This window comes from Rheinheimera sp. EpRS3, assembly GCF_001513785.1.
Classification (GTDB): domain Bacteria; phylum Pseudomonadota; class Gammaproteobacteria; order Enterobacterales; family Alteromonadaceae; genus Alishewanella.
In genome coordinates, this window is the sequence record NZ_LNQS01000010.1 from 178,001 (window position 1) to 200,238 (window position 22,238).

The following is a 22,238-nucleotide window of genomic DNA, read 5'->3' on the forward strand; positions in this document are numbered from 1 at the left end:
CCCCAGACAACAGGGGCTTTGTAATGTCAGACAATATTAAGGTTAGAACTTATAACCAAAGCCAAGCATAAAGTTACGGCCATATCTTTGATAGTCTTGCGCGCCAATAACTTGGCCGGTTTCACCATCAACAAAGTTGGTAACAAAAGGTTCGTCGGTAATATTCTGTACCTGGAATGTCACGCTCAGGCCTTTCAGAGCATCGATAGACGATTCTGAAAAATCGTAGCCCAGTTGTGCGTCCCACAAGGTTTCAGCTGCTGCTGTTCTGGTATCCAGGTTAGCAGTCTGATTACGCACTGCGCCCTGATACTCTGAACGGTAGTTCATGCTGGTACGGAATTGAAAACCTGCTTTTTCATAGTACACAGTGAAATTGTATACTTTGTCAGATAAGCCAGGGATCTCCTGCTGCATACCTTTCACATCTACTTCTGAATCCAGGAAAGTAGCACTTAACACCGCACCAAAACCATCCAGTGCTTCAGTCAGAACATTAAATGGCACTACTGCTGTTAACTCAGCACCACTCACTTTGGCATCACCAACGTTGTCCGGTATGGTATTAACACCCAGGTTGGTAATTGGCACATCTTCCGGGTTAGGCGTGTTAAAGTCTGAGAAGTCAAAAATGGTATCGTTATTGGCAACCCAGTCTTTTATGTCTTTATGGAACACAGCCGCAGCCACATAGCCTTCGCTGGTGTAGTAGTATTCGTAAGACAGATCAAACTGATCGGCAACGATAGGTTTTAGTGACGGATTACCGCTACCAGAACTCCATGGTGACGTGGTTAAATCGTCAGGGTTAAACACGCCAGGGTTGTTGCGTCCGCGATCAAAACCATAGCTAAAGCTTGAGTTCATTTGATCCATACGTGGACGTGCCACAGTGCGTGCTGCGCCAAAACGCAATTGCTGCTCATCAGTTACTTTTAATACCAGGTTTAAACTTGGTAATACATTGCTGTAGCTGTCACCCTGCGTTGTTGGATCAATATTTAACCCACCTTCAGGGCGTGAACTGACCTGAAAACCATCCGAGCTTTGGTCTGTGTACACATATTGCACGCCGACGTTACCGTATAACGGTAAATCAAACACATAGCTGCTGATATCCGCTTTTACGTAAGTAGTATAAATATCTTCAAATACTGTCCAGGTACCACGCCATTTGTCAGGCACAGTGTCGCCCTGCACTACAGAGTCATATACACCATCGTGATACATTGCCAGTGAGTCATAGGCAATCATGTTACCCATGCCCAGATAACCAAGAGATACGTTACCCAAATAATATTTATCGGCAATAGGTAAGGTCGAATTTACGTCACCGGCCACGTAATTAGGCACGCGTAAGTATTCACCGTAGTCTACTTTCGACTTTTCACGTTTGCTGTAGTTAACACCTACCTCTACAGAACTAAAAAAGTCATTTTCTAATAACCGGTTTGCAGCAAGCTTGAAGGTCGTCATTTCGTCTTTAGTTTCAGGCGTCAGTAAATTACCGTCCTGACCATCAACGCCCACTTCACCTACGCCCCAGTTCCTTGCCGCACCTAACTCAAATAATGCGCGGTCTGAGTAATCCAGAGAAGGGGTAAAAGTAGCACCGGTAAGGCTATCGTTCATTTCAACGATAATATCGTCACCCACGCCCTGGCCTGCATTACCACCACGACCGGTTGTGGCATAACTTTCCATAACCCACAGTTTACGGTCGGCTTTTGAATAGCTTAAATCGGCTTCAAGAGTCCAGTCAGACAACTGGTATTCAACGTTCGCGCCAAACGAGGTCAATTCTGCCTGACGGAAGTTCACGTCGTTACGTACTATGCCTTTAACATCATTAGCACGGAAACGTGTTGCCACACCATCACGCTCTTCCAGTATGTCGATAGTAGAAGAGCCATCATCACGACCATAACCAATTGGTAACTCAACACCACGTAAGATTTGTTTGTCTTCAAAATCCACGTACATGGCATCAAATGTCAGATGTAAATCTTTATTTGGCGCAAATTCCAGTACACCAAGCACTGAATCCCGGGTCAGTTCAGAAGAACGAACATATGGCTTAGCGCCACCCAGCCTGCGAATGCCATCTTCGTTGCGGTCGTAGTTCCAGGCGTGCCAGCGCTCTTCCTGGTTGGGTGATTGCATATGTGCGTAGGCCAACGCCACACCCACTTTGCCGTCATTAAACTGGTTGATATAACCTATAGAGCCACGTTTACCCTGATCATCCATATCTGGATTAACCGCTTCTAAACCGTTTTTCTCAAAACGCACGTTCGCATTAATTATGCGTTCGCTTTTGTCTAACGGACGTACTGAGCGTAAATCAACAGTACCACCAATCCCCTGAGTGATAAGTGATGCATCAGGCGTTTTATATACTACAACTTCACTGATAACCTCAGATGGGTACAGATCAAATTCAACCCCACGGTTATCACCGATAGAAACCTGCTCGCGGCCGTTAAATGTTGTGGTATTAAAGTCACCACCCATACCACGAACAGAAATCAGACTGGCACGGCCATCCAAACGCTGTGCTGACAAGCCCGGTAAGCGTGCTATAGATTCAGCAATACTGGAATCCGGCAGCTTGCCGATATCTTCAGCAGAAACAGAATCTACAATGCTGTTAGAGTATTGTTTGGTGTTAATTGACTCGGCGACAGAGCGCCTAAAGCCTTTTATTTCAATAACTTCTACGCTTGCAGCAGCCTTTGCTTTCTCTCTGGCTTCTGCTGGCGACTCGCGTTGTTCTGCGTCAGCCAATGTTTCTTGGGCTGCAATACTGTAGCTGCTCAACCCGACCGTTGCTAAGGCAACCGTCAACATATTGAGTTTAAATTTAGTCATGTCCTTCATCCCCGGTGTGTTGTGTGTGCTGTCTGTCAGCTGTAAGCGCAGCCGTATCAGTACAACCAGACTTTTGTCTAAGGCTATTTATTAAACTTATTAGCGCAACACCTCAACATGAATACGTATTCATAATTACTAATTTGCACAAACACAGAGCGACCATCGCAAAAACGCACCAACGGAGTGCACACTGCATTCTGGCTGCATAGGTTTAGACTAACAGCCGCCTGTGCCGCTTGCCAGAACAGATCTGCGGCCCGGTGCAGGACCTTGCCGCACGATATTTTCAATGCATACGTATGCAACAGGTTTAATAAATACATAACCCTGATTTATGCTTGCACCACCATATGGCAGCCCGTAGCAAACTTGTGGATCTTGCTTTGCTGCCAGCGCGGAGCAAAATATGAAAAATAATATTCTGACGGGATATAGCCTGGCGGCGTTTGACAGCAGCCAGAGTACACAGCCACAACCGGTATTAGCGCAGCTGCGCCAGTTTATTCTGCAGCAACTGCCGCAGGCACCCAGATTAACGGATGCCGCCAGCAAACTGAATATGAGCAGCCGTACGCTACAACGTGCCCTGCAGCAAGCGGATACCAGCTTTCGCCAGCTGATGTGTCAGTGCCGGCACCAGCTGGCATATCACTATTTACAAGACGCCAGCCTGAGCCTGCAGCAAATTGCTTTTCAGCTTGGATTTGCAGAACAGAGCAGCTTTCAAAAAGCATTTAAATGCTGGCAGGGCTGCTCACCGGGCGTGTTTCGCCAGCGTCAGCAGCTCGCGGCAAACAGACGTCGTCATTTATCCGGCTTGCACCAGCCGGGGTTACAGGTGAATTATGGAATTAATTAAGCAACTCGCCGCACTGGTGGGTTTGCAGGACAACTACGTACACGCGCAGGGCCATACTGAAGTGATTAGCCTGGATAAACAGCAGGCCATATTGCAGGCAATGGGATACGACTTAACGTCGAATGATGCCTTGCAGGAAAAAATCGTTGAGCTAAGTGAGCAGCCATGGCTTGAAGTTATTGCCCCGGTTACTGTGTGTCAGCAAGGCGAGCCACTGCGCATTCGTGTACAACAGTTACAGCAAAACGCCGTCAGCGACTGGCAATGGCAAATTAACACTGAAGAACAACAGCAGTTCAGCGGCAGCCTTACTATTGCCGCCAAAGACATCACTGAACGCCAGCAAACCCGCCAGGGCGAAGTACTGGCCGCAGAACTGGTTTTAGATATCAGCTTACCACTGGGATATCACCAGTTAACGCTAAGCAATAGCCGCCAGCACTACAGCCAGCAACTGATTATTACACCACAGCGCTGCTTTCAGCTGCATGACAAAGCCGTGCTGCATAAAACTTTTGGCCCGGCTATTCAGCTGTATGCGGTTAAATCGGCGCGCAACTGGGGCATTGGCGACTTTGCCGATCTGCAACAGATGGTTGCGACACTGGCAGAGCAAGGTGTTGATTTTATTGGTTTAAACCCGCTACATGCACTGTACCCCGAATTACCGCAAGACTGCAGCCCTTACAGCCCGAACAGCCGCTTATGGTTAAATACCGAATATGTCGCGTTAGAGCACACCGCAGAATTTGCTGACTGCACAGCCGCACAGCAACTGGTTAACTCTGAAAGTTTTCAGCAGCGCTTACAACATTTACGCCAGCAAACTTACGTTGACTATATCGGCGTAGCCGCAGCCAAAAAAGCGGTGGCGACGTTATTGTTTCAGCAGTTTAAACAGCAACATCTGGCAAAAAACACCGCCCGAGCAGCGCTGTTTCAGCAGTTTGTGGCAGAAGGTGGCGATAGCCTGCGCCAGCTGACTATTTATCAGGTGTTGCAGGGGCAGTTATTTCAGCAAGACTGGAATATGGCCGCCTGGCAAAACTTTCCGCAGCAACTGCGCGATCCGCACAGCAGTGCCGTAGCCGAATTTGCCAGTGCAAACAGCGACGCCATAAACCAGCAACTGTATTTGCAGTGGCAGGCGCAGTTGCAGCTGGCAGAGGTAAAGCGTTTGTGTCAGCTGCACGGCATGGCCATTGGCCTGTATTGCGATGTTGCCGTTGGCACCAGCCGCAGCAGTGCAGAAAGCTGGGGCGCACCGGAAGATTACCTGCTGGATTTAAGCGTAGGTGCACCGGCCGATATTATGGCACCCAAAGGCCAGAATTGGGGCTTGTTAGCCTACAACCCGCAAACCTTACGGCAAAAGGCTTATCAGCCTTTTATTGAACTGCTGCAAGCCAATATGCGCTTTGCCGGAGCATTACGGCTGGATCACGTGATGGCGCTGTTACGCTTGTGGTGTTGTCCGGTAGGTGCCGATGCCACAGCCGGCGCTTATATCCGCTTTCCGGCTGCCGACCTGTTTGCCATTCTGGCGCTGGAAAGCCAGCGCAACAGCTGCGTGGTAATAGGCGAAGATTTAGGCACAGTGCCGGTAGAGATCAGCCATTTGCTGGCACAGTATCAGGTGTTGTCGTACCGAGTATTTATGCTGGAGCAAAAAACCGGCAGCTACGATTACTCCGCCCAAACCTATCCGGAACTGGCACTGGCAACGGTCACCACACACGATATGCCAACACTGGTGGGATACTGGCAGCAAGGTGATCTTGAGCTGCGCCACGAACTGGATTTATTTCCTAACCCGCAGGTAGCCGACAGCCTTTATCAGCTGCGTGCCGATGAAAAACAACTGATGAGCCAGCGCCTGCAATTACATGAAGGTGACTATCAGCAGTTGATCCGCGCCAGCCATTTGTTTACTGCGCAACAACCTGCGCGCTTATTTGCCTTTCAGCTGGAAGATTTATTACTGATGTCTACCCCGGTGAATATTCCGGGCACCAGCAATGAATATCCAAACTGGCGCCGGCGCCTGACAGATAACATCGACGCCATTTTGCAGCGCCCGGATGTACTTGAACTGATCGCCGACATCAGAACCGCCAGACAATAACACCTTCGCTAAAACCCGGCTGAAATACAGTCGGGTTTTAGCGAGAAGTCATAAATTATTAATAGGCTAGTCGAGCTCACTGATACGAAAAATATCGGCCTCGGGTGCGGCTCTTGTAGTGAAGTAGACCCCTTGTTCACTGACACTAAAGCTTTGGCTGCCGCTCAGAGCCATCAGTTTTGTTTGCTCGCCGCTGGTGGTATCCAGTTGCCACAGTGTCATAACACCGCGGTTAGCCTCTGTATTTTCCCCGGTTGTCGGTTGCATAAAATACAGTTTGCCTTGGCTCAGGCTAAAGTAAAAACGCCGGTGGCGGTCAATCTGCTGCGGCAATTGCAACGCTAACGGCTGTTGTTGTAAAAATAGCTGTTGCTGCTGATCAATAAAAAGTGCCTGTTGTGACTGCGCATCATAACTGGCATATGCCCAGCTGCCAGGCTGGATCTGCAGTTGTTGTGCTGCGACATCGTAATGATGTAACCGCCACTGCTGACCAACTAATAAGCTAAATGCCAAACTGCTATTGGTAACCCAGGATATACCGCGGATTTCCTGCGCAGGTAAAGGCAGTGTCAGCACCTGGCCGGTATCAACATTAATCAGCTTTAGCGTATTAATAAGCAGTACCGCCAGTTGGCTGTCATCCGGCGACCACTGTACGTCATAGATCCAGTCATTCCGGCCCAATTGGCTTAATTTGCGGTTTTCGCCGCTGCTTAACTGATGTAACCAGATTTCACGGCTACCGCTGCGCTCGGAAACGAATGCCAGTTGTTGCTGTTGGTTCGACACTCGGGGTAAAGAGTCGCTGACTGATGAGGTTATCAGCGTTAGCGGTTTATCGGCTGTAATCGGTTTAACACGGATCTGCTGGTTGCTGCTAGCGCCGGAATATACATAGCTGTGGCCATCCGCTACCCGTTTTAATTTGAAGATGCCATGACCGGCACTGTATACCTTGTGCAGTAACTTACCGCTAAGACTCAGCTGTAAAATATTATTCGCCGGATCAGAGTCTGTTTGCAGGATAGCATTGCCCTGTTGGTTCCAGATAGGGCAACATAACCACTGGTTCTTACTAAATAAATAACTAAGCTTATTCTTTTCTATATCAAGTACATAATAAGCCAGTTGCTGGGCTTCGTCCGGTGAGGCGATCAGCAGTTGTTCCTTGCTGGGATGTAAATCAAATTCTGCATTACCGGCCAGAAAAACCGCTGGTTGGGCAGGCTGGTAAATTTCTCCGCTGCCCAGGTCTTTCAGATAAATAAAATACGCCGTGCCCGGGCCGCTATTTTCACTAAAAATCAGTTTGCGGCCATCATGGCTAAAAGCAACATTCCCATAACTGCCTGCCGGACACTGATGCACCGTATTTTGAGATAGCAGCGTTGGCATACTTTCCGCACTAAACTCCAGCAAAGTAAGCTGACAACTGCCGGCTGTGGTTTGGTAGTACACAAAACGACGGCCATCTTTCGACCAGCCACCATTACCAGCATGACTTTCGCCGTGACTTAACGGCCAAATCTGGCTGGATTGCAGATCTTTAATATACAACCTCAGCCACTGGCCCTGATAAGCTGAATAGATAAGCCAGCGGCCATCCGGCGACAAAGCCGGCAGTACTTCTTCTGCTTGCTCTCTGGTCAGCGGTTCTGACAGCAAATAGACAGCTTGTGGTGTGGCAGAATACCAGTACCAGGCCACTGCTACAGAAGCCGTTAGCACACTCAGCAGCCAGCCGAGAATGGCCCTATGCCAGCGCGAACGGGAAGTTACCAGCATCGTTGCAACTGGCGGCATCTCATCACCTGCAGCAAGCTGTTTCACCGGTGCGATAAAACGGTAGCCTTTGCGTGGCAGAGTAATAATAAATTCGCTGTGTTTAGCTGAGTCGCCCAATGATTTGCGTAATTTGGCAATAATACGGTTGATGGCATTGTCGGTGACTATCTGGCCTTGCCAAACCTGTGCAATAAATTCATCCCGGCTAATCATCCGGCCGGGGTTGCGGCAGAAATAAGCTAATACCTCAGCCTGTTTCGGCTCCAGTTGGATTAACTCAGTACTGCGCCACAGCAGATGCTTATCATCACAAAATTGTATCCCGGCTAACTGCCACCGCATGCAGGTACTCCCTTATAAACCTGGCCGGATCTTACCCTATTTCGGCGCCAGGTCACTTCTGGTCATAAAAAATCACGTCTTGTACACGACCTTACCGCTGGCCAGCTCTATGCTGGCGCTGAATATCATCCTGTAAGGAGTTTACTGTGTTTACACTGTTATATCGTTTTTATCTGCTGGCGCTGCTTGGCTTACTGACAATACCTGTTGCCGCACAGCAAAACCTGCCCTGGCAACCTGAACCTTTACCGCCACTTGTGCTATCAGATAGTACCTTACAGCTACCTGAACAGTATCAGGCTATTGCCGGGCAGTTGCTGCAAGATGCCACCACTTCGCAGCAATTGCGGTTGCTGCTGCTGTTAAACCAGAATGAGGCCGCCTTAACACAACTCTATGCGCTGCGCACAGAACACCAGGCTCAGCGCAGCAATGCCAACCCCTATGAGCTGATAGCCTTTGAACTGCTGGCACAGGCCCGGTTAAAGGTAAACGCCACAGAGCAAAAGCTGGATAATGCCTTCGCCGACGTATTTTCACACTATATTGGCACACTGTCTGATGCCGATGCCCATCTGGCCAGCCGTTTTGCTACCCGCAGTATTGCGGCAGATTTCAGCTATCTGCAGTTAATGCGGCAGCGGCTGGCCTCTGCTGCAACAGGCGCTGAGTTGCTATTTAACCGGCAAAACCCGGCGCAACGTGATCTGTGGCTACAATTCTTCAGTGCCTATGCTGATTACTATTTATATGCACAGGTGCTGCAACTGGCCGCCGTACCACTGCAGCAAGACAGACAGACGCGCTACCACATAAATACCAAAGTAATGATCCGCACCGCCGAAGGCATTGAGCTTTCTGCCATGGTAGTGCGTAGCAAAAAGCACAATACGCCACTACCCGCTATTTTAAGCGCCAGTATTTACGCCGACGAAGCCGGTAATTTACAGCATGCCATTGCTGCAGCCGCCCGCGGTTATGTCGGCGTGGTATCAGATTCACGCGGCAAAAGACACAGCACAGCAGCCATAACGCCGTACGAGAACGAAAGCCAGGATGTTACCGCCGTGATCAACTGGATTAGCCAACAACCATGGTGCGATGGCCAGGTTGCCATGTATGGTGGCAGCTACCTTGGTTTTACCCAGTGGGCCGCAGCCAAAACACTACCGGCGGCACTGAAAACCATAGTACCAGCAGCGGCGGCGATCCCCGGTCAGGGCCTGCCAATGGAAAATAATATTTTTCTCAATGCCAATTATGCCTGGCCGTTTTTTGTCAGTAATGGCCGCTATAACGATGATGCGGCCTATGAAGCGCAGAACTGGTTTGCCATTAACCAGCAGTGGTACCAAAGTGGCAGGCCTTACCGCGAGTTTGACCAGACTGCCGGCCAGGCTAATCCCTGGTTACAAAAATGGCTGCGCCATCCGTCTTTTGACAACTACTGGCAAGATATGATCCCAACCGCTGAGCAATATGCCCGCTTAACTATTCCGGTATTAAGCATTACCGGCTACTACGATGATGGCCAGATTTCTGCATTGCAGTATGTGCACGACCACAGCCGGCACCGGCCGCAGGCAGAACATTACCTGGTGATCGGGCCTTATGATCACTTCGGTGCCCAGCATGGTTCAACCACGATACTGCGCGACTATAAACTTGATGCAGTAGCTCACTTAGATTTGCTGTCGTTAACTTTCGGCTGGTTTGACTATGTGCTTAAAGGCAAAACTAAACCGGCGTTACTCAAAGATAAAATAACTTATCAATTGATGGGTGATAACAGCTGGCGCTATGCCGCCTCATTAACTGCGCTGGAACAACAAAAGCAACGGTTATATTTTTCGCCGCCAGCCGCTGATGGATCTTATCAATTGCAACCCAAGGCCCCGGACACTGCAGTAATAGCAGAGCAACACATCGATCTTAAAGACAGAAGCCAGAGTTACAACCAGCATTATTATCCCAGCCCGATAGTACAGCCGGCCTTTGTGCCAGAGAACGGTTTGCAGTTACTCAGCAGACCCTTAACAGAAGATATGGCACTGGCCGGCGCCTTCAGTGGCGAGCTGGTACTGCGGCTGAATAAAAAAGATGTCGATCTGGGCTTAACGTTGTATGAGGTAACGCCAGACGGGCAATACTTCCATTTAAGCTATTTTCTTGGCCGTGCCAGCTATGCCAAAGACCCAACCCGCAGGCAACTGCTGATACCCGGGCAGCCTGAGAAAATCCCGTTTAGCCGCAGCCGGATGATTGGTAAAAAAATCAGCAAAGGCAGCCGCCTGCTGTTACTGGCAAATGTTAACTACAATGCGTTTGCGCAAATAAACTATGGCACCGGGGGCGATGTCAGTGACGAATCGATAAAGGACGCAGCAGAGCCGCTGCAACTGGCATGGCTTAGCGGCAGCTACATTGATTTACCCCTGCGGCCAATGGCCAGATAAATCAGGAGTTACCGGGACTGATCGCAGCAATGCGGCAATAATGCGGTCAGTCATCCCGAGTCAGTACTTCCAGCAGTTCAATTTCAAAAATAAGATTACTGTTGGGCGGGATCATCGTGCCAATCTGGCGCTCGCCATACGCCAGAACCGCCGGCACCCAAAGCTTACGCTTACCACCGGTTTTCATGCCCTTAAGGCCAAGTATCCAGCCCTGAATTACGCGGTTATTGCTTAGCACTATTTGAAACGGCTCGCCGCGTTTGTAAGATGAATCAAACTCGGTACCATCTTCCAGCCAGCCGCGGTAATGCGCAGTGATCAGCGCCCCGCGCTCAGCGGCTTTGCCGGTGCCTTCGATAAGGTCTTCAATTTTTACTTCAGCTTGCATGGGGATATCTTCGTTAATCGTAAAAAACGAATTATAGCGGGAGACAACGCTTTTAAAACCGGAATTGCTTGCCAGTCGTTAACTAACTGATTAAGTTTAAACCAGATCAGAACTACCGCGAGTTATGGAGGTACTGATATGAAAACACTGTATCAGTATGCAATTGTACGGTTTCTACCTCATGTTGAGACGGGCGAATTTGCTAACGTCGGCATAGTGCTGTGCGCCCCTGAATTAGGCTTGCTTGATTTCCGTTTAGCACCCACCCGCTTTGCCCGGGTAACTGATTTTTTTGAAGATCTTGAAGGCAAGCTATACAAAGCCACACTGCAAACGGTAGAACAAGAGCTGCAAAGGCTGCAAACCTATGTCACCCGGCTTACAGCAAAAGAGTTAGCGCAGCAGATGCAGGAAGTGGTGCGGCCAAGAGAAACGCTGGTGCGCTACTCTGAGCTACGTTCTTTATATCTGGAGCAAAAACCTGCAGCCGTGCTTGAGCAGTTGTTTGAGCGCTTAGTGCTTTTAAAGAAGTAGAGCGCGGAGTGGCTTCGGCGCTTTGCTACATCTTGCTTACTAATGTACCAAAAAGTGCTTTTCTTTTACTCAAGCATGGCTTAGGTTAAAGCCATAAACAATAAAGAGCTATATGCCTACAGCAGGAAAAGGGAAGTTATGACCAGCCAAATTTATGCCCTTTTTGAAACAGGATAAAAATCTCTTTGCAATGCAGCTATTAGACAAATCTAAGTATCATTATAAAATAATAAAAGACGACGTTTCAGTGAAGCAAGGTTTAAATAACAGTTGCACACCATGGAGTTAATATGATTGATATAAATAAAAAAATAACAATAAGGTGGAGCACTATAACGTTATTTTTCTACCTAATTGTTTGCTTCATTTTAGCTTACTTTACTTTTTTTGGTAACACCTCAAGCAAGGTTCAGAATATTACTGGCGGTGCATTCGTCACCATGATAGCGGTAACTATACAATTTATAGTGTCTTGGGAAACGCAGAGAAATAACGAATTTTTGAAGAAGAATGGGGTAATTAATTTTCTGGATAGAAGAGATGACAAAAATTATTACAAGAAACTTGTAGACGAATCCGACGAACAGATAAATATGATGTTTTATACAGCCAGAAGATTTGTAGAGGACTTTTGCTCCAATGTAGAAGGTGACAACTCACTCATATCTGCCTTAGCACGAGGAGTGGAAGTAAAATTACTGATTGCTTCAGAAGAACAAGTTGATAAATCTGAAATTAACGACTTAGAGAGAACTATTGCAAAGCTGAAGGAAATAAAAATCAGGTGTAATTACCCTATTAGTGTTAGAAAGTATAATACAGCTCCTTCTCACAATATATTCTCCACAGAACATGAAACCATAGTCGGCCCTTATTTCCACCCAACAGGTCGGAGATACAACCATTCAATTCATTTTTACACTAGAGCAAAGTTTGCAAAGGGATATCTTATTTACTTCTCTGACGTTTGGGAGAGATCTACTCCATGCTTTTAATTAGAATACCGGCTAGAATTCATATAACGTTAATTGCCATGCATGACTGTCGTATTAGAAAAAATGGTGGCATAGGATTTTCCATAAAAAATGAAAGGAATTTCATTAAAGCAAAAATATCGAGAGAAGTAATTGTAACTCCTGCTGACTCAGCGCTTTCTATCAGAAAACTGAAATATATAGAAGATAGACTTCACACAGTAAAAGAAGAGCTTTCGCTAAAATATGGTGTTGAAATAGACTTATCAAATATAAATGATTTCCATATTGGACTCGGCACTGGTACGTCAGTAACACTGGCATGTATTGAAAGCTTACTTTTGCTAAATGGCGTTGAGTACACCAAAGACTTATTAGTCAAGTTCTCTGGTAGAGGAGGCACATCAGGAGTAGGGGTAAACACATACTTTGGAGGTGGAGTGAGTCTTGATATAGGGGTGAAAGCTGATGGAAAAAAACACCAACCCTCCTCCAGCCAACAAAGCGAAGTTGTTGTGCCAACGTTAGTTTACTCCGGAAGCATGCCTGAGTGGGAATTCTGCGTCGTGCATCCTAGAAACGGTATTAAAATAGAAGGAGAGAATGAAAATAAATTTTTTGATCGTGTGTGCCCGATAGATGATGATGAAGCCTATAAGGCATGTTATTACAGCTTATTCGGTGTACTTGGCTCTATAATTGATTCTAACTATGATGCGTTTACTCACTCTATAAACAGCATTCAGAGAACTAAGTGGAAGGCTTCTGAAATTGATGCTCATTATGGAGCAAGAGAAAAAATGGACTACTTACTATCTCTTGGTGCTGACTGTGTCGGATTAAGCTCTATTGGCCCTTCTATGTATTTTTTTGGGAAAGATTTAGAATTTATAAAAGAAAAATTTACGAAACTATATGACTGGGAATCCTTCATTTCAAGGCCAGATAATGCTGGAAGAGTTATATGTTGGAGTTAGTATTTTTCACATCAAACAGAACTAAAACTATTCATGCAAGATATTTATGCAGAGGGCATGATGTAAATGTGGTTAATTTCAGAGAAAAGACGTATCACGCGAATTACACAGAACCACGAACAAGTGACAGAAAGTCTCTTTTAAAAGAGAGCTTAGATAGTGCTTTAGAGCAAGCCAAACGGGCAGGCCTAGAGAATCATCCATTTATAATTGAAGACACGTCAGTCATCATCCATGCATTAAGCAAAAATGATTTAGAATATCCTGGAACAGAAGTAAAATATTGGATGAGAGATACGGCTTTCGAAGATATTGACTTTGAACTTTTTTTTCTAGGAAATGACCGTCGAGTCACAGTTAGATCTGATTTGATACTATACATCCCCATAGCTGGTACATTTTATTTCTCTAGTTGTGTTGATGGTAATATTACAGAACGGCAAAATCTAAATTTAGAAACAAACACGTTATACCCCTGGCTAGACAACAAGTCTTTTAATAAATGGTTTTGTCCTGGAAACGAAAAATTACCGATTAGCGAGTTACCTATTGGTATAGCCGATAAGTATGATTTCAGAAAGGATGCATTTTCTAAAATGCTTGATACCTTGGTATCTCATGGCTTAACAGATATAGTTGCGCCAGAAAAGCGTTACAGCGGTCAGAAGAAATTCTACGACGAGTCAATATGTCATATTGTCGTCGGTCTAAGCTGCTCAGGGAAATCAACTATCGCAGATTACCTGTCTCAAGAATTCAATTTTTTTCATATTGAAGCATCTGACTTCATGCACCTTATTTATTTAGAGACGCACGGAGAGAAAAGTGAAGTTAGAATTGGCGACTTTGCTCGTGATCTTTTGTCAGTTAAACCAACAGAGGTGGCCAAGAGAGTGCTCAACTTCCTTGAAGTTTACCACTGGCCTAATATAGTCATTACCGGATTCAGGAAAGTAGAAGAGGTTGAATTTATTAGAAAAAACTTAGTTGCTGGTAGCATTAGGACTATTTTCATAAACGCTGACGCAGATACTCGGCATCTCCGATTTATTAAGAGAAACCGGGATAGCGCAGGATACACGCAGGAAGATTTTCAAGAGAGAGACAAAAGAGAGCTTTCTATGGGCTTAGAAAAAGTTATGTCAGATAGCTATATAGAGAAAGTGTCTAATGTGTTTTCTATCGATCAGTACTTCAAAATTTATGTAGAAAAAACACGACCTACAGACTTCCATATAAGTGACTTTAACAACTCCGAAAATATTGAAAATCTTAAGCTTAAAGATCTAATCACAATAGCGCTTTTCAAAAGCAAGACAAAAGGAGAGCAAAGTAGCTTTCTTACCACTGGGGAAGTTTGCAAAATAGTAAATAGCACTCTCGGGCTAGAAAAACCAAAGTTCATTAATAATGTTGCCAGACTCCTTAACAAAAGTTTCGATGTGTTTTTCGAGGTAAAGTTTGATGTTTTAAACAATAAAAAGCTATATAGGTTATCTAATACAGGTGCCGGACATGCTAGAACCTTAATTAAAAGATGCAAGATAGCACCCATAAAAAATTCAACATGAAATAATAGGCTATATTATTGATTAATAAATCTAATTTACAAACCCCTCGATAGAGTATATTTTCATCTTCTGCTCCTTGTAATGAAAGTACTGCGACATTTTTTCTTTTTCATCTGATGTACCGCGTACAATAATCCGGCGCGCATCATTATCAAAACACAAGGCTTCGTTTTTGCTCCATGCCGTTATAGTTACTCTGTTAGTTAACAGTGTTAGCGCTGGGCACGGCTGATAACCGGCGTACTTTGCCTTGTTGTCCCAGTAAGTGTTAATGGCAAAACTGCCGATAACTACCAGAACCAAACCGGCCAACACACCTATTGCAGTGGTTTTGCCGTTGTCAGCGGATAACGGCTGCTTGTGTAGCCCGCGCCACAGTCGGTTAGCAGCGTAGCCGAGCATAAACACCAGAGCTACCAAAGCACCTGGCAGATAGCCATGAAAGCTACTCAATACAATAAGGGGTTTGGCGCTGGAAATCTCAGCGAATTGCGTTTGCAGTGAATAGAGTAACGTCCAACTGCCTGCGATCAGCAAAATACCGAAAAACAGCAGGGCAATAAAATCTTTGAGCATAGAGTGTTGGTTCATCGGTTAGCCAATATCAGTTAAATGCATTCGGCTTCTGATCACCGCTAGTACTTCAATCTGATCAGGTTTGATGTAATAAATAATCCGGTAATCCCCGTATAGCACCTCACGAATTTGCGCCAGATTATACTCAGGCACTATTCTGCCGGATAAAGGATGTTGGGCGATTTGCTCAGAGCGGCGTGTTATTTCATCAACCGTTTTAAGTGCATAAACTGCTGAGTCTGCAGCGATGTATTGAAAAATAGCATCCAGATGTTCTGCAGCATTTGCAGACCAAAGTACTTTCACTTAGTTCACTCTTACTCAGGCAAGCCGTATTTTTGCCGGATTTCCTGCACAGATTGCAACTTGCCCTGTTCACTGTCACGTAAGCCATTCTCTATCGCCTGGCGTACGTAAATTTGCTCCATCAGGTCGTCCCAGGTGGCATCAGCGGGCAATGTATCTATCAGTTTATGGGCTTCATCTTTTCTTAGCGGGCTTGGCATGGTTGCATCTCCTTCAACGCAGTAATTGTTGGCCGGATGCGGGTGAAAAGCAATTAAAAAGCACTGGCATGTTGTTTAACACAGCGGCTTACCAAAACAACAAGGGCGTAATCTTTTAAATTACGCCCTTTTCGGTTGTAGGAGCCTTTGCCCTTTTTCGCCTTTACCACCCTGGTTTGAAACAACTTACTGGTGACTAAAGCCTTTATCGCATTATCGCGGATCTCGCCGCGGCCATGCTCGAACGCCGCTGGTTTACTCATCTTGCTACTCCTGTTGAAAAAACGCGCAAAGTGTAACTGTGCCGTTAGGGCAGCGCAAGCGGAATAAGTTCCGCTGACAGCTGCGTTTATCAGTCGTTAAGTGTAGAGAAAGTCGACTGGCTATAATGACGTTATAGCAGTTTTTTTAACCGCACCAAAGGAGGATGCTATGTCCAGACAAGCCACCTTATACCGGATGAAAACCGATGAGCATATCTGCCCGTTTGGGCTGAAATCAAAATACCTGCTGCGCCAGCAAGGTTTTACTGTGTCAGATCATCTGCTGACATCACGCGAAGAAACCGACCACTTTAAGCAGCAGCACGATGTAAAGACGACACCACAAACCTTTATCGACGGTAAACGCATTGGCGGTTATGACGACCTGCGGCGCTATTTCGATAAGCCTCCTGCCGGTCAGCAAGGTACCAGCTATACGCCAGTGATTACTATTTTTGCTACCGCTCTGCTGACAGCATTGGCCATCGCTTATGCGCGAGGCTTCAGCGGCGGTGTGATACAAGTGATAGAACTGTTTGTCGCGCTGGCAATGATCATACTGGCCATACAAAAACTGCGCGACCTGTACACGTTCTCCAATTCGTTTATTACTTACGATTTACTGGCAATGAAACTAATCCCATACGCTTATATCTATCCGTTTTTAGAAGCTTATGCTGGCCTTGGCATGATAGCGGGGTTATCTGTCATTCTGGTGGCTCCGGTATCTATCTTTATCGGTACTGTGGGCGCTATATCAGTGATTAAAGCTGTTTATATTGATAAGCGTGAATTAACCTGCGCCTGTGTTGGCGGCGACAGCAAGGTACCGCTGGGTTTTATCTCGTTAACTGAGAACCTGTTTATGCTGGCCGCCGGGGTATGGATGTTTATGCGTTAATTGGCTTACCATAACGTTTGCTTCGACACTGCCAGCCACATAATTACCAAAACGGTAAGCGGCAATATGAGCAGTGCCAGGTTGGTAAAGCCTTCTTAACTGCTGCTGGCAGAAAGGGAAAATAATCCGGCTATTCTGGATAACAGATCTGGTAACGGGTGCTACGCCCGCCGCCGGGGAGTTTTTCCAGGCAGCCTTTATTGAGCAAATCGGCCAGGTGTCGGGTTGCTGTGGCTTTGCTGACCTTGGCTACTGCCTGATATTGGGCAGCGCTGATGCCATCGCTGAAACCTTTGTCACCGCCATCCAGTAAACGATTCAGCACTTTTTTCTGCTCTGCCGACAAGCTGCTATGTTGATGTTGCTGCCAGAATAAACTTTTCTGTATGACCAGATTAGCCTTGGCGCTAACCTGCTGTAGCACTTGCATTAATGTAGACAAAAACCAACTAAGCCAGTGGCTAATATCCATATCCCCGCGTTGGCATTGTTCTAACACCGCATAATACTGAGTACGTTGCTGCAGTATGCCAACCGACATCGCGTATAACCGCACACTCTGTTGGTCGGCCTGGGCCAGCGCTAAATCAGTCAGAGCGCGGGCAATACGGCCATTGCCATCTTCAAACGGGTGCAGGGTAATAAACCAAAAATGGCTTAGCGCCGCACGTAACAGAGGGTCAAGCTGGTTATCGTGCCGGCCCGATACTACCTGCATCGGTTCATTGCCACGTAATTCGCCGGGTTTAACCGCCTGCACTATACCGAGCTCTGGAAACAACCAGCGATGCCACTGCAATAAACGCTGCAGCGTCATGTCATCAGCAGATTGTTGCAGCGCATCCAGCATTATACTGGCCAGCCCTTCAGAGCGGTCTGATACCGGGTAAGTTTGCTGCTCTGTCACCCCTAACCGCCGGGCAAGGGAAGACCGCACTGAGGCAGCATTTAGCCGCTCATTTTCTATAGCGCTGGAAGCAATAATATTGCTAAGTAATATGTCTAATGCCGCTTTTGTACTTTGCTGCTGGCTGGCAGCCATAGTGCTACCCAGCAATATCCCCAGTTGCAACCGTACCTGGCGTAGCAACGGCTGCACAACGGCATCCTGCCAGCGAAACGCCGGCCAGTCAGGCTGTTGCCAAATCCAGCAGTTGCTATTCATCGTTGTTATCCATAATGCGCTTTAGGGGGCGATGAGCCGAATAACAACCTCAATCGGCTCATATAATGAGCCGAATAATAGCCTTAATCGGCTCGCAGAGCAAATTTTCAGCACTAGACAGTTAGCGGCACTGACTTAACAGTGTGAGACGTTAATAGCAGCGCAAGCATCAACCCGTAGTTAAAAATGTTTGGTAGCTGCGGTTATTGCTGACCTGCTGATACTGGTAGCCCAGCTTATCAAGATAAGCTGCAATATCGTTATGGCTGGCCGCTTCAAAGCCGGCCAGTACATCACCGGTGGCGGCGCCGTGGTTGCGGTAGTGAAACAGGGTAATATTCCAGTGTTCGCCCAATGTATTTAAGAAGTTCATTAACGCGCCCGGGTATTCCGGGAAGTTAAACTGATACACCTGCTCTTGCAGTTCACGTGGTGGCATACCGCCGACCATATGCCGCACATGCAACTTAGCCAGCTCGTCATCGGATAAATCCTGATAATCATAACCGGCTTTGCTGAGCAATTCTTTTACTGTGTTTAACTCCTGCTGGCCGTGCCGCAGCTTAATGCCAACAAAAATATGCGCTTTATTATCACTGGCATAACGATAATTAAATTCGGTAATGGCACGGCCGCCCAGCGTCTGGCAAAAGCGGCGGAAACTGCCTTTTTCTTCCGGAATCGTTACGGCAAACACCGCTTCTTTTTTCTCGCCCAGCTCACAGCGTTCAGATACATAACGCAGCGTATCAAAATTTAAATTGGCACCGCTTAGCACAGCAGCAAACTGCTGCGGCTTGCTTAAGGTGCTGTTTTTCAACTGCTGGCTGTATTTTTTTAAGCCTGCCAATGCCAGCGCGCCAGCCGGTTCGGCCACGGCACGTAAATCATCAAAGATATCTTTTATTGCCGCACAGATTTCGTCACTGCTGACGGTAATAACTTCATCGCAAAAGCGCTTCGCGACATTGAAATTCTCAGTACCAATCCGCTTTACCGCTACACCATCGGCAAATAAGCCAACCCTCTCCAATGTTACCGGCGACCCGGCGGCCATGGCGGCTTTTAAGCAGGCGGCATCTTCCGGCTCAACACCTATTACTTTTACATTCGGCTGTATCGCCTTGATATACACCGCCATACCGGCCAGTAGGCCGCCACCGCCAACCGGAATAAACACCGCATTTAGCTGGTTATGTTGACTTAACAGCTCTTTGGCCACCGTGCCCTGGCCGGCAATCACATCGCTGTCATCAAAGGGTGGAATATAAATAGCGCCTTCGCTGTTAGCCAGGTTAATGGCATAGCTGTTGGCTTCATCAAAAGCGGTGCCGTGCAGCACCACATTGCCGCCGAGCGCTTTTACTGCCGCGACTTTTATCTCCGGTGTAGTAATAGGCATAACAATAGTGGCATTAAGCCCCAATTTACTGGCAGATAACGCCACACCCTGGGCATGGTTACCGGCCGACGCGCACACCACACTGGCATCCGGGCTCTGTAATTTTACTTTGTGCAGCTTATGAAAGGCACCGCGCAGCTTAAACGAGTACACCGGCTGTTTATCTTCGCGCTTTAGCAATACGTTGTGGCCCAGCCGCTGGCTTAGCTTTGTCATGGCATCCAGCGGGGTTTCTACCGCAGCCTGATATACCGGCGACAGCAGGATTTCGCGCAGATACTGCTGCATCAAATCGGTATCTGTCTGCGCTTGTTGTACTGTTGCCAGGTTACTCATTGTTGCTCCACTGCAGTTAGTCTTGTTGCTTGTGCCATCCGGCAAGCTTAAGTTTCAAGCGAAGACAGGTAACAGCTAAGCGGGGCCTCTCCAGCAAGGATGCTGGAGAAGAGTTTACATGGACGTATTTACAACGTCCCCGCGTGTTATTGCCTGTCGTAGCCCACAAATCCAGTTCAAGCTCACGGCAAGGAAATGCTCTTTTCGCCGCCTTCAAGGATCACATCCCTGTGCCCTTTCAGCCTCCGCGGCATCCCTGCCGCTGCTGCAAGAGCACACCTTGCCCATCGCCTTACGTCTTGCTGTTTATTCTTCTAACTTAGACAAATCCCGCACAGCACCTTTATCTGCGCTACTGGCAAGTAAGGCATAGGCTTTTAATGCAGAACTAACCACCCGCTGGCGGTTCTCCGGCTTCCAGCCCTGCTTACCTTTGGCATCCATCGCAACACGGCGTCGCGCCAGCTGGTCATCGCTGATAGCAATACCAATTTTGCGCTTGGGAATATCAATCTCAATTTTGTCGCCTTCCTGCACCAACGCGATAGCACCGCCACTGGCGGCTTCCGGTGACACATGACCAATCGATAAACCGGAAGTGCCGCCGGAGAACCGACCATCGGTGATCAAGGCGCAGGCTTTACCTAAACCCATAGATTTTAAGTAACTGGTGGGGTACAGCATTTCCTGCATACCCGGGCCGCCTTTGGGGCCCTCATAGCGGATAATTACCGCATCGCCGGCCACTACCTTGCCTTTTAATATCGCTTCTACCGCATCATCCTGGCTTTCAAACACCCGGGCACGGCCGCTAAATACCAGGTTTTCCGGCTCTACCCCGGCAGTTTTTACAATACAGCCCTGCGGTGCCAGGTTACCAAACAGCACGGCCAGACCGCCGTCTTGCGAATAAGCATGCTCTTTACTGCGGATACAACCCTCTACGCGATCGTCGTCGACACGGGGGTAACGGCAGTTTTGTGAAAAGGCCTGCGTAGTGCGGATACCGGCCGGGCCGGCGGCGTAAAACTGCTGCACTTGTGTGGAAGGGCTGGTTTTAAGATCCCATTGCTCCAACACCGCAGCCAATGAGCTGCCGGATACATGCGGCGTATTGGGGTTTAACAAACCGGCACGGTTCAGCTCGGCTAAAATGCCGATCACGCCACCGGCGCGATGCACATCCTCCATATGGTACTTTTGTGTTGACGGCGCTACCTTGCATAAATGCGGCACTATGCGCGATAAACGGTCGATATCAGCCATGGTAAAGTCGACTTCGGCCTCTTGCGCCGCAGCCAGTAAATGCAGCACAGTATTGGTTGAGCCACCCATGGCGATATCCAGCATCATGGCATTTTCAAAGGCGGTTTTATTGCCGATACTGCGCGGCAAGGCGCTCTCATCATCATTTTTATACCAGCGGTTACACAGCTCCATAATTCTGAAACCGGCCTGGACAAATAACTCTTTGCGATCAGCATGAGTGGCCAGCAGTGAGCCATTGCCGGGCTGGCCTAAGCCTAAGGCCTCCACTAAGCAGTTCATCGAGTTGGCGGTAAACATACCCGAACAACTGCCGCACGTCGGGCAGGCGCTGCGCTCAATTTGCTCGCTGTCGCTGTCGCTGACTTTAGGGTCGGCCGCCGACACCATCGCATCGACTAAATCGAGCTTAATAATTTGATCCGACAGCTTGGTTTTACCCGCTTCCATTGGCCCGCCGGAAACAAAAATAGCCGGTACGTTTAAGCGCATTGCCGCCATTAACATGCCTGGCGTAATTTTGTCGCAGTTGGAAATGCACACCATGGCGTCAGCACAGTGGGCGTTGACCATATATTCTACCGAGTCGGCAATCAGCTCACGCGACGGCAAGCTGTACAACATGCCGCCATGGCCCATGGCAATGCCATCATCCACGGCTATGGTATTGAATTCTTTAGCGATGCCGCCGGCATCTTCAATGCTTTTTGCTACCAGCTTGCCTAAATCACGCAAGTGCACATGGCCTGGTACAAACTCGCAGAATGAATTCACCACGGCAATAATCGGTTTACCAAAATCAGTGTCTTTAACACCGGTGGCACGCCACAGTGCGCGGGCGCCCGCCATATTGCGGCCTTCGGTAACGGTGGCGGATCTTAACTTTGGCATTGCGGTACTCCGTGTATTCGGTAAATAAAAAGTATAGGTTTAAT

At 47.5% G+C, this 22,238-nt stretch carries 18 protein-coding genes; 8 read left to right on the forward strand and 10 right to left on the reverse strand.

What is annotated here, in order from left to right; genetic code table 11:
- Positions 1–42 precede the first annotated feature (42 nt).
- Positions 43–2,871, reverse strand: coding sequence for a TonB-dependent receptor (locus AR688_RS16285; protein WP_197412261.1), 2,829 nt, complete (start codon positions 2,869–2,871; stop codon positions 43–45).
- A gap of 409 nt (positions 2,872–3,280) precedes the next feature.
- On the opposite strand from AR688_RS16285, the gene AR688_RS16290 reads away from it, so the two are divergent.
- Both AR688_RS16290 and malQ read left to right on the forward strand, forming a co-directional pair.
- Positions 3,281–3,733 (forward strand): helix-turn-helix domain-containing protein, encoded by a 453-nt coding sequence (locus tag AR688_RS16290; RefSeq protein WP_082694833.1) that lies wholly within the window; start codon positions 3,281–3,283, stop codon positions 3,731–3,733.
- Complete coding sequence (gene malQ / locus AR688_RS16295; RefSeq protein ID WP_068236418.1) at positions 3,720–5,858, forward strand: 4-alpha-glucanotransferase; 2,139 nt, start codon at positions 3,720–3,722, stop codon at positions 5,856–5,858. Before AR688_RS16290 ends, malQ begins: the two co-directional genes overlap by 14 nt.
- A gap of 66 nt (positions 5,859–5,924) precedes the next feature.
- Here the strand turns inward: malQ and AR688_RS16300 are convergent, their stop codons facing one another.
- Positions 5,925–7,988: a winged helix-turn-helix domain-containing protein gene (locus AR688_RS16300; RefSeq protein ID WP_068236421.1), complete on the reverse strand. Its 2,064-nt coding sequence runs from the start codon at positions 7,986–7,988 to the stop codon at positions 5,925–5,927.
- A 146-nt stretch (positions 7,989–8,134) separates the two neighbouring features.
- Between AR688_RS16300 and AR688_RS16305 the strand changes: the two genes are divergently transcribed.
- The gene (locus AR688_RS16305; RefSeq protein ID WP_068236424.1) at positions 8,135–10,444 is read left to right on the forward strand and encodes a CocE/NonD family hydrolase; all 2,310 of its coding nucleotides are present in this window, start codon (positions 8,135–8,137) and stop codon (positions 10,442–10,444) included.
- 46 nt (positions 10,445–10,490) lie between these two features.
- Here the strand turns inward: AR688_RS16305 and AR688_RS16310 are convergent, their stop codons facing one another.
- On the reverse strand, positions 10,491–10,832 hold the full coding sequence (locus AR688_RS16310) for an FKBP-type peptidyl-prolyl cis-trans isomerase (RefSeq protein ID WP_068236426.1): 342 nt from the start codon (positions 10,830–10,832) through the stop codon (positions 10,491–10,493).
- Between the two features lie 138 nt (positions 10,833–10,970).
- On the opposite strand from AR688_RS16310, the gene AR688_RS16315 reads away from it, so the two are divergent.
- From AR688_RS16315 to AR688_RS16330, 4 genes are all read left to right on the forward strand, one after another.
- Positions 10,971–11,366: a DUF3037 domain-containing protein gene (locus tag AR688_RS16315; RefSeq protein ID WP_068236429.1), complete on the forward strand. Its 396-nt coding sequence runs from the start codon at positions 10,971–10,973 to the stop codon at positions 11,364–11,366.
- 290 nt (positions 11,367–11,656) lie between these two features.
- On the forward strand, positions 11,657–12,361 hold the full coding sequence (locus tag AR688_RS16320; protein ID WP_068236431.1) for a hypothetical protein: 705 nt from the start codon (positions 11,657–11,659) through the stop codon (positions 12,359–12,361).
- Entirely contained in the window at positions 12,352–13,317 is a 966-nt protein-coding gene (locus AR688_RS16325) for a beta-ribofuranosylaminobenzene 5'-phosphate synthase family protein (protein ID WP_082694819.1), read from the forward strand. The genes AR688_RS16320 and AR688_RS16325 overlap by 10 nt, the downstream gene beginning before the upstream one ends.
- Positions 13,305–14,888 (forward strand): non-canonical purine NTP pyrophosphatase, encoded by a 1,584-nt coding sequence (locus tag AR688_RS16330; protein ID WP_068236436.1) that lies wholly within the window; start codon positions 13,305–13,307, stop codon positions 14,886–14,888. The genes AR688_RS16325 and AR688_RS16330 overlap by 13 nt, the downstream gene beginning before the upstream one ends.
- A 30-nt stretch (positions 14,889–14,918) precedes the next feature.
- Here the strand turns inward: AR688_RS16330 and AR688_RS16335 are convergent, their stop codons facing one another.
- From AR688_RS16335 to AR688_RS16350, 4 genes are read right to left on the reverse strand one after another with little or no spacing between them, the layout of a single operon-like run.
- The gene (locus AR688_RS16335) at positions 14,919–15,479 is read right to left on the reverse strand and encodes a hypothetical protein (protein WP_068236439.1); all 561 of its coding nucleotides are present in this window, start codon (positions 15,477–15,479) and stop codon (positions 14,919–14,921) included.
- A 3-nt stretch (positions 15,480–15,482) separates the two neighbouring features.
- Positions 15,483–15,770 (reverse strand): type II toxin-antitoxin system RelE/ParE family toxin, encoded by a 288-nt coding sequence (locus tag AR688_RS16340; RefSeq protein WP_068236442.1) that lies wholly within the window; start codon positions 15,768–15,770, stop codon positions 15,483–15,485.
- Between the two features lie 11 nt (positions 15,771–15,781).
- Complete coding sequence (locus AR688_RS16345; RefSeq protein WP_068236445.1) at positions 15,782–15,970, reverse strand: hypothetical protein; 189 nt, start codon at positions 15,968–15,970, stop codon at positions 15,782–15,784.
- Between the two features lie 53 nt (positions 15,971–16,023).
- A complete protein-coding gene (locus AR688_RS16350) occupies positions 16,024–16,233 on the reverse strand; it encodes a ribosome alternative rescue factor ArfA (RefSeq protein ID WP_068236448.1) in 210 nt (69 codons plus the stop codon).
- A gap of 169 nt (positions 16,234–16,402) precedes the next feature.
- Between AR688_RS16350 and AR688_RS16355 the strand changes: the two genes are divergently transcribed.
- Positions 16,403–17,134 carry a MauE/DoxX family redox-associated membrane protein gene (locus AR688_RS16355; RefSeq protein WP_068236451.1) on the forward strand — a complete coding sequence of 244 codons (732 nt, stop codon included), beginning with the start codon at positions 16,403–16,405 and terminating at the stop codon, positions 17,132–17,134.
- 130 nt (positions 17,135–17,264) lie between these two features.
- On the opposite strand, the gene AR688_RS16360 is transcribed toward AR688_RS16355, so the two are convergent.
- The 3 genes from AR688_RS16360 to ilvD all read right to left on the reverse strand — a co-directional run bounded on the left by AR688_RS16360 (position 17,265) and on the right by ilvD (position 22,194).
- Positions 17,265–18,299 carry a Fic family protein gene (locus tag AR688_RS16360; RefSeq protein WP_068236453.1) on the reverse strand — a complete coding sequence of 345 codons (1,035 nt, stop codon included), beginning with the start codon at positions 18,297–18,299 and terminating at the stop codon, positions 17,265–17,267.
- Positions 18,300–18,468: 169 nt separating this feature from the next.
- On the reverse strand, positions 18,469–20,037 hold the full coding sequence (ilvA, locus tag AR688_RS16365) for a threonine ammonia-lyase, biosynthetic (RefSeq protein ID WP_068236455.1): 1,569 nt from the start codon (positions 20,035–20,037) through the stop codon (positions 18,469–18,471).
- A gap of 306 nt (positions 20,038–20,343) precedes the next feature.
- Positions 20,344–22,194: a dihydroxy-acid dehydratase gene (gene ilvD / locus AR688_RS16370; protein WP_068236457.1), complete on the reverse strand. Its 1,851-nt coding sequence runs from the start codon at positions 22,192–22,194 to the stop codon at positions 20,344–20,346.
- Between the last annotated feature and the right edge of the window lie 44 nt (positions 22,195–22,238).

Bases quoted from the DNA above. Each gene is read 5' to 3' on its own strand.
- AR688_RS16285 (WP_197412261.1), bottom strand. From the start codon at position 2,871: ATGACTAAATTTAAACTCAATATGTTGACGGTTGCCTTAGCAACGGTC.
- AR688_RS16290 (WP_082694833.1), top strand. From the start codon at position 3,281: ATGAAAAATAATATTCTGACGGGATATAGCCTGGCGGCGTTTGACAGC.
- malQ (WP_068236418.1), top strand. From the start codon at position 3,720: ATGGAATTAATTAAGCAACTCGCCGCACTGGTGGGTTTGCAGGACAAC.
- AR688_RS16300 (WP_068236421.1), bottom strand. From the start codon at position 7,988: ATGCGGTGGCAGTTAGCCGGGATACAATTTTGTGATGATAAGCATCTG.
- AR688_RS16310 (WP_068236426.1), bottom strand. From the start codon at position 10,832: ATGCAAGCTGAAGTAAAAATTGAAGACCTTATCGAAGGCACCGGCAAA.
- AR688_RS16315 (WP_068236429.1), top strand. From the start codon at position 10,971: ATGAAAACACTGTATCAGTATGCAATTGTACGGTTTCTACCTCATGTT.
- AR688_RS16320 (WP_068236431.1), top strand. From the start codon at position 11,657: ATGATTGATATAAATAAAAAAATAACAATAAGGTGGAGCACTATAACG.
- AR688_RS16325 (WP_082694819.1), top strand. From the start codon at position 12,352: ATGCTTTTAATTAGAATACCGGCTAGAATTCATATAACGTTAATTGCC.
- AR688_RS16330 (WP_068236436.1), top strand. From the start codon at position 13,305: ATGTTGGAGTTAGTATTTTTCACATCAAACAGAACTAAAACTATTCAT.
- AR688_RS16335 (WP_068236439.1), bottom strand. From the start codon at position 15,479: ATGAACCAACACTCTATGCTCAAAGATTTTATTGCCCTGCTGTTTTTC.
- AR688_RS16345 (WP_068236445.1), bottom strand. From the start codon at position 15,970: ATGCCAAGCCCGCTAAGAAAAGATGAAGCCCATAAACTGATAGATACA.
- AR688_RS16350 (WP_068236448.1), bottom strand. From the start codon at position 16,233: ATGAGTAAACCAGCGGCGTTCGAGCATGGCCGCGGCGAGATCCGCGAT.
- AR688_RS16355 (WP_068236451.1), top strand. From the start codon at position 16,403: ATGTCCAGACAAGCCACCTTATACCGGATGAAAACCGATGAGCATATC.
- AR688_RS16360 (WP_068236453.1), bottom strand. From the start codon at position 18,299: ATGAATAGCAACTGCTGGATTTGGCAACAGCCTGACTGGCCGGCGTTT.
- ilvA (WP_068236455.1), bottom strand. From the start codon at position 20,037: ATGAGTAACCTGGCAACAGTACAACAAGCGCAGACAGATACCGATTTG.
- ilvD (WP_068236457.1), bottom strand. From the start codon at position 22,194: ATGCCAAAGTTAAGATCCGCCACCGTTACCGAAGGCCGCAATATGGCG.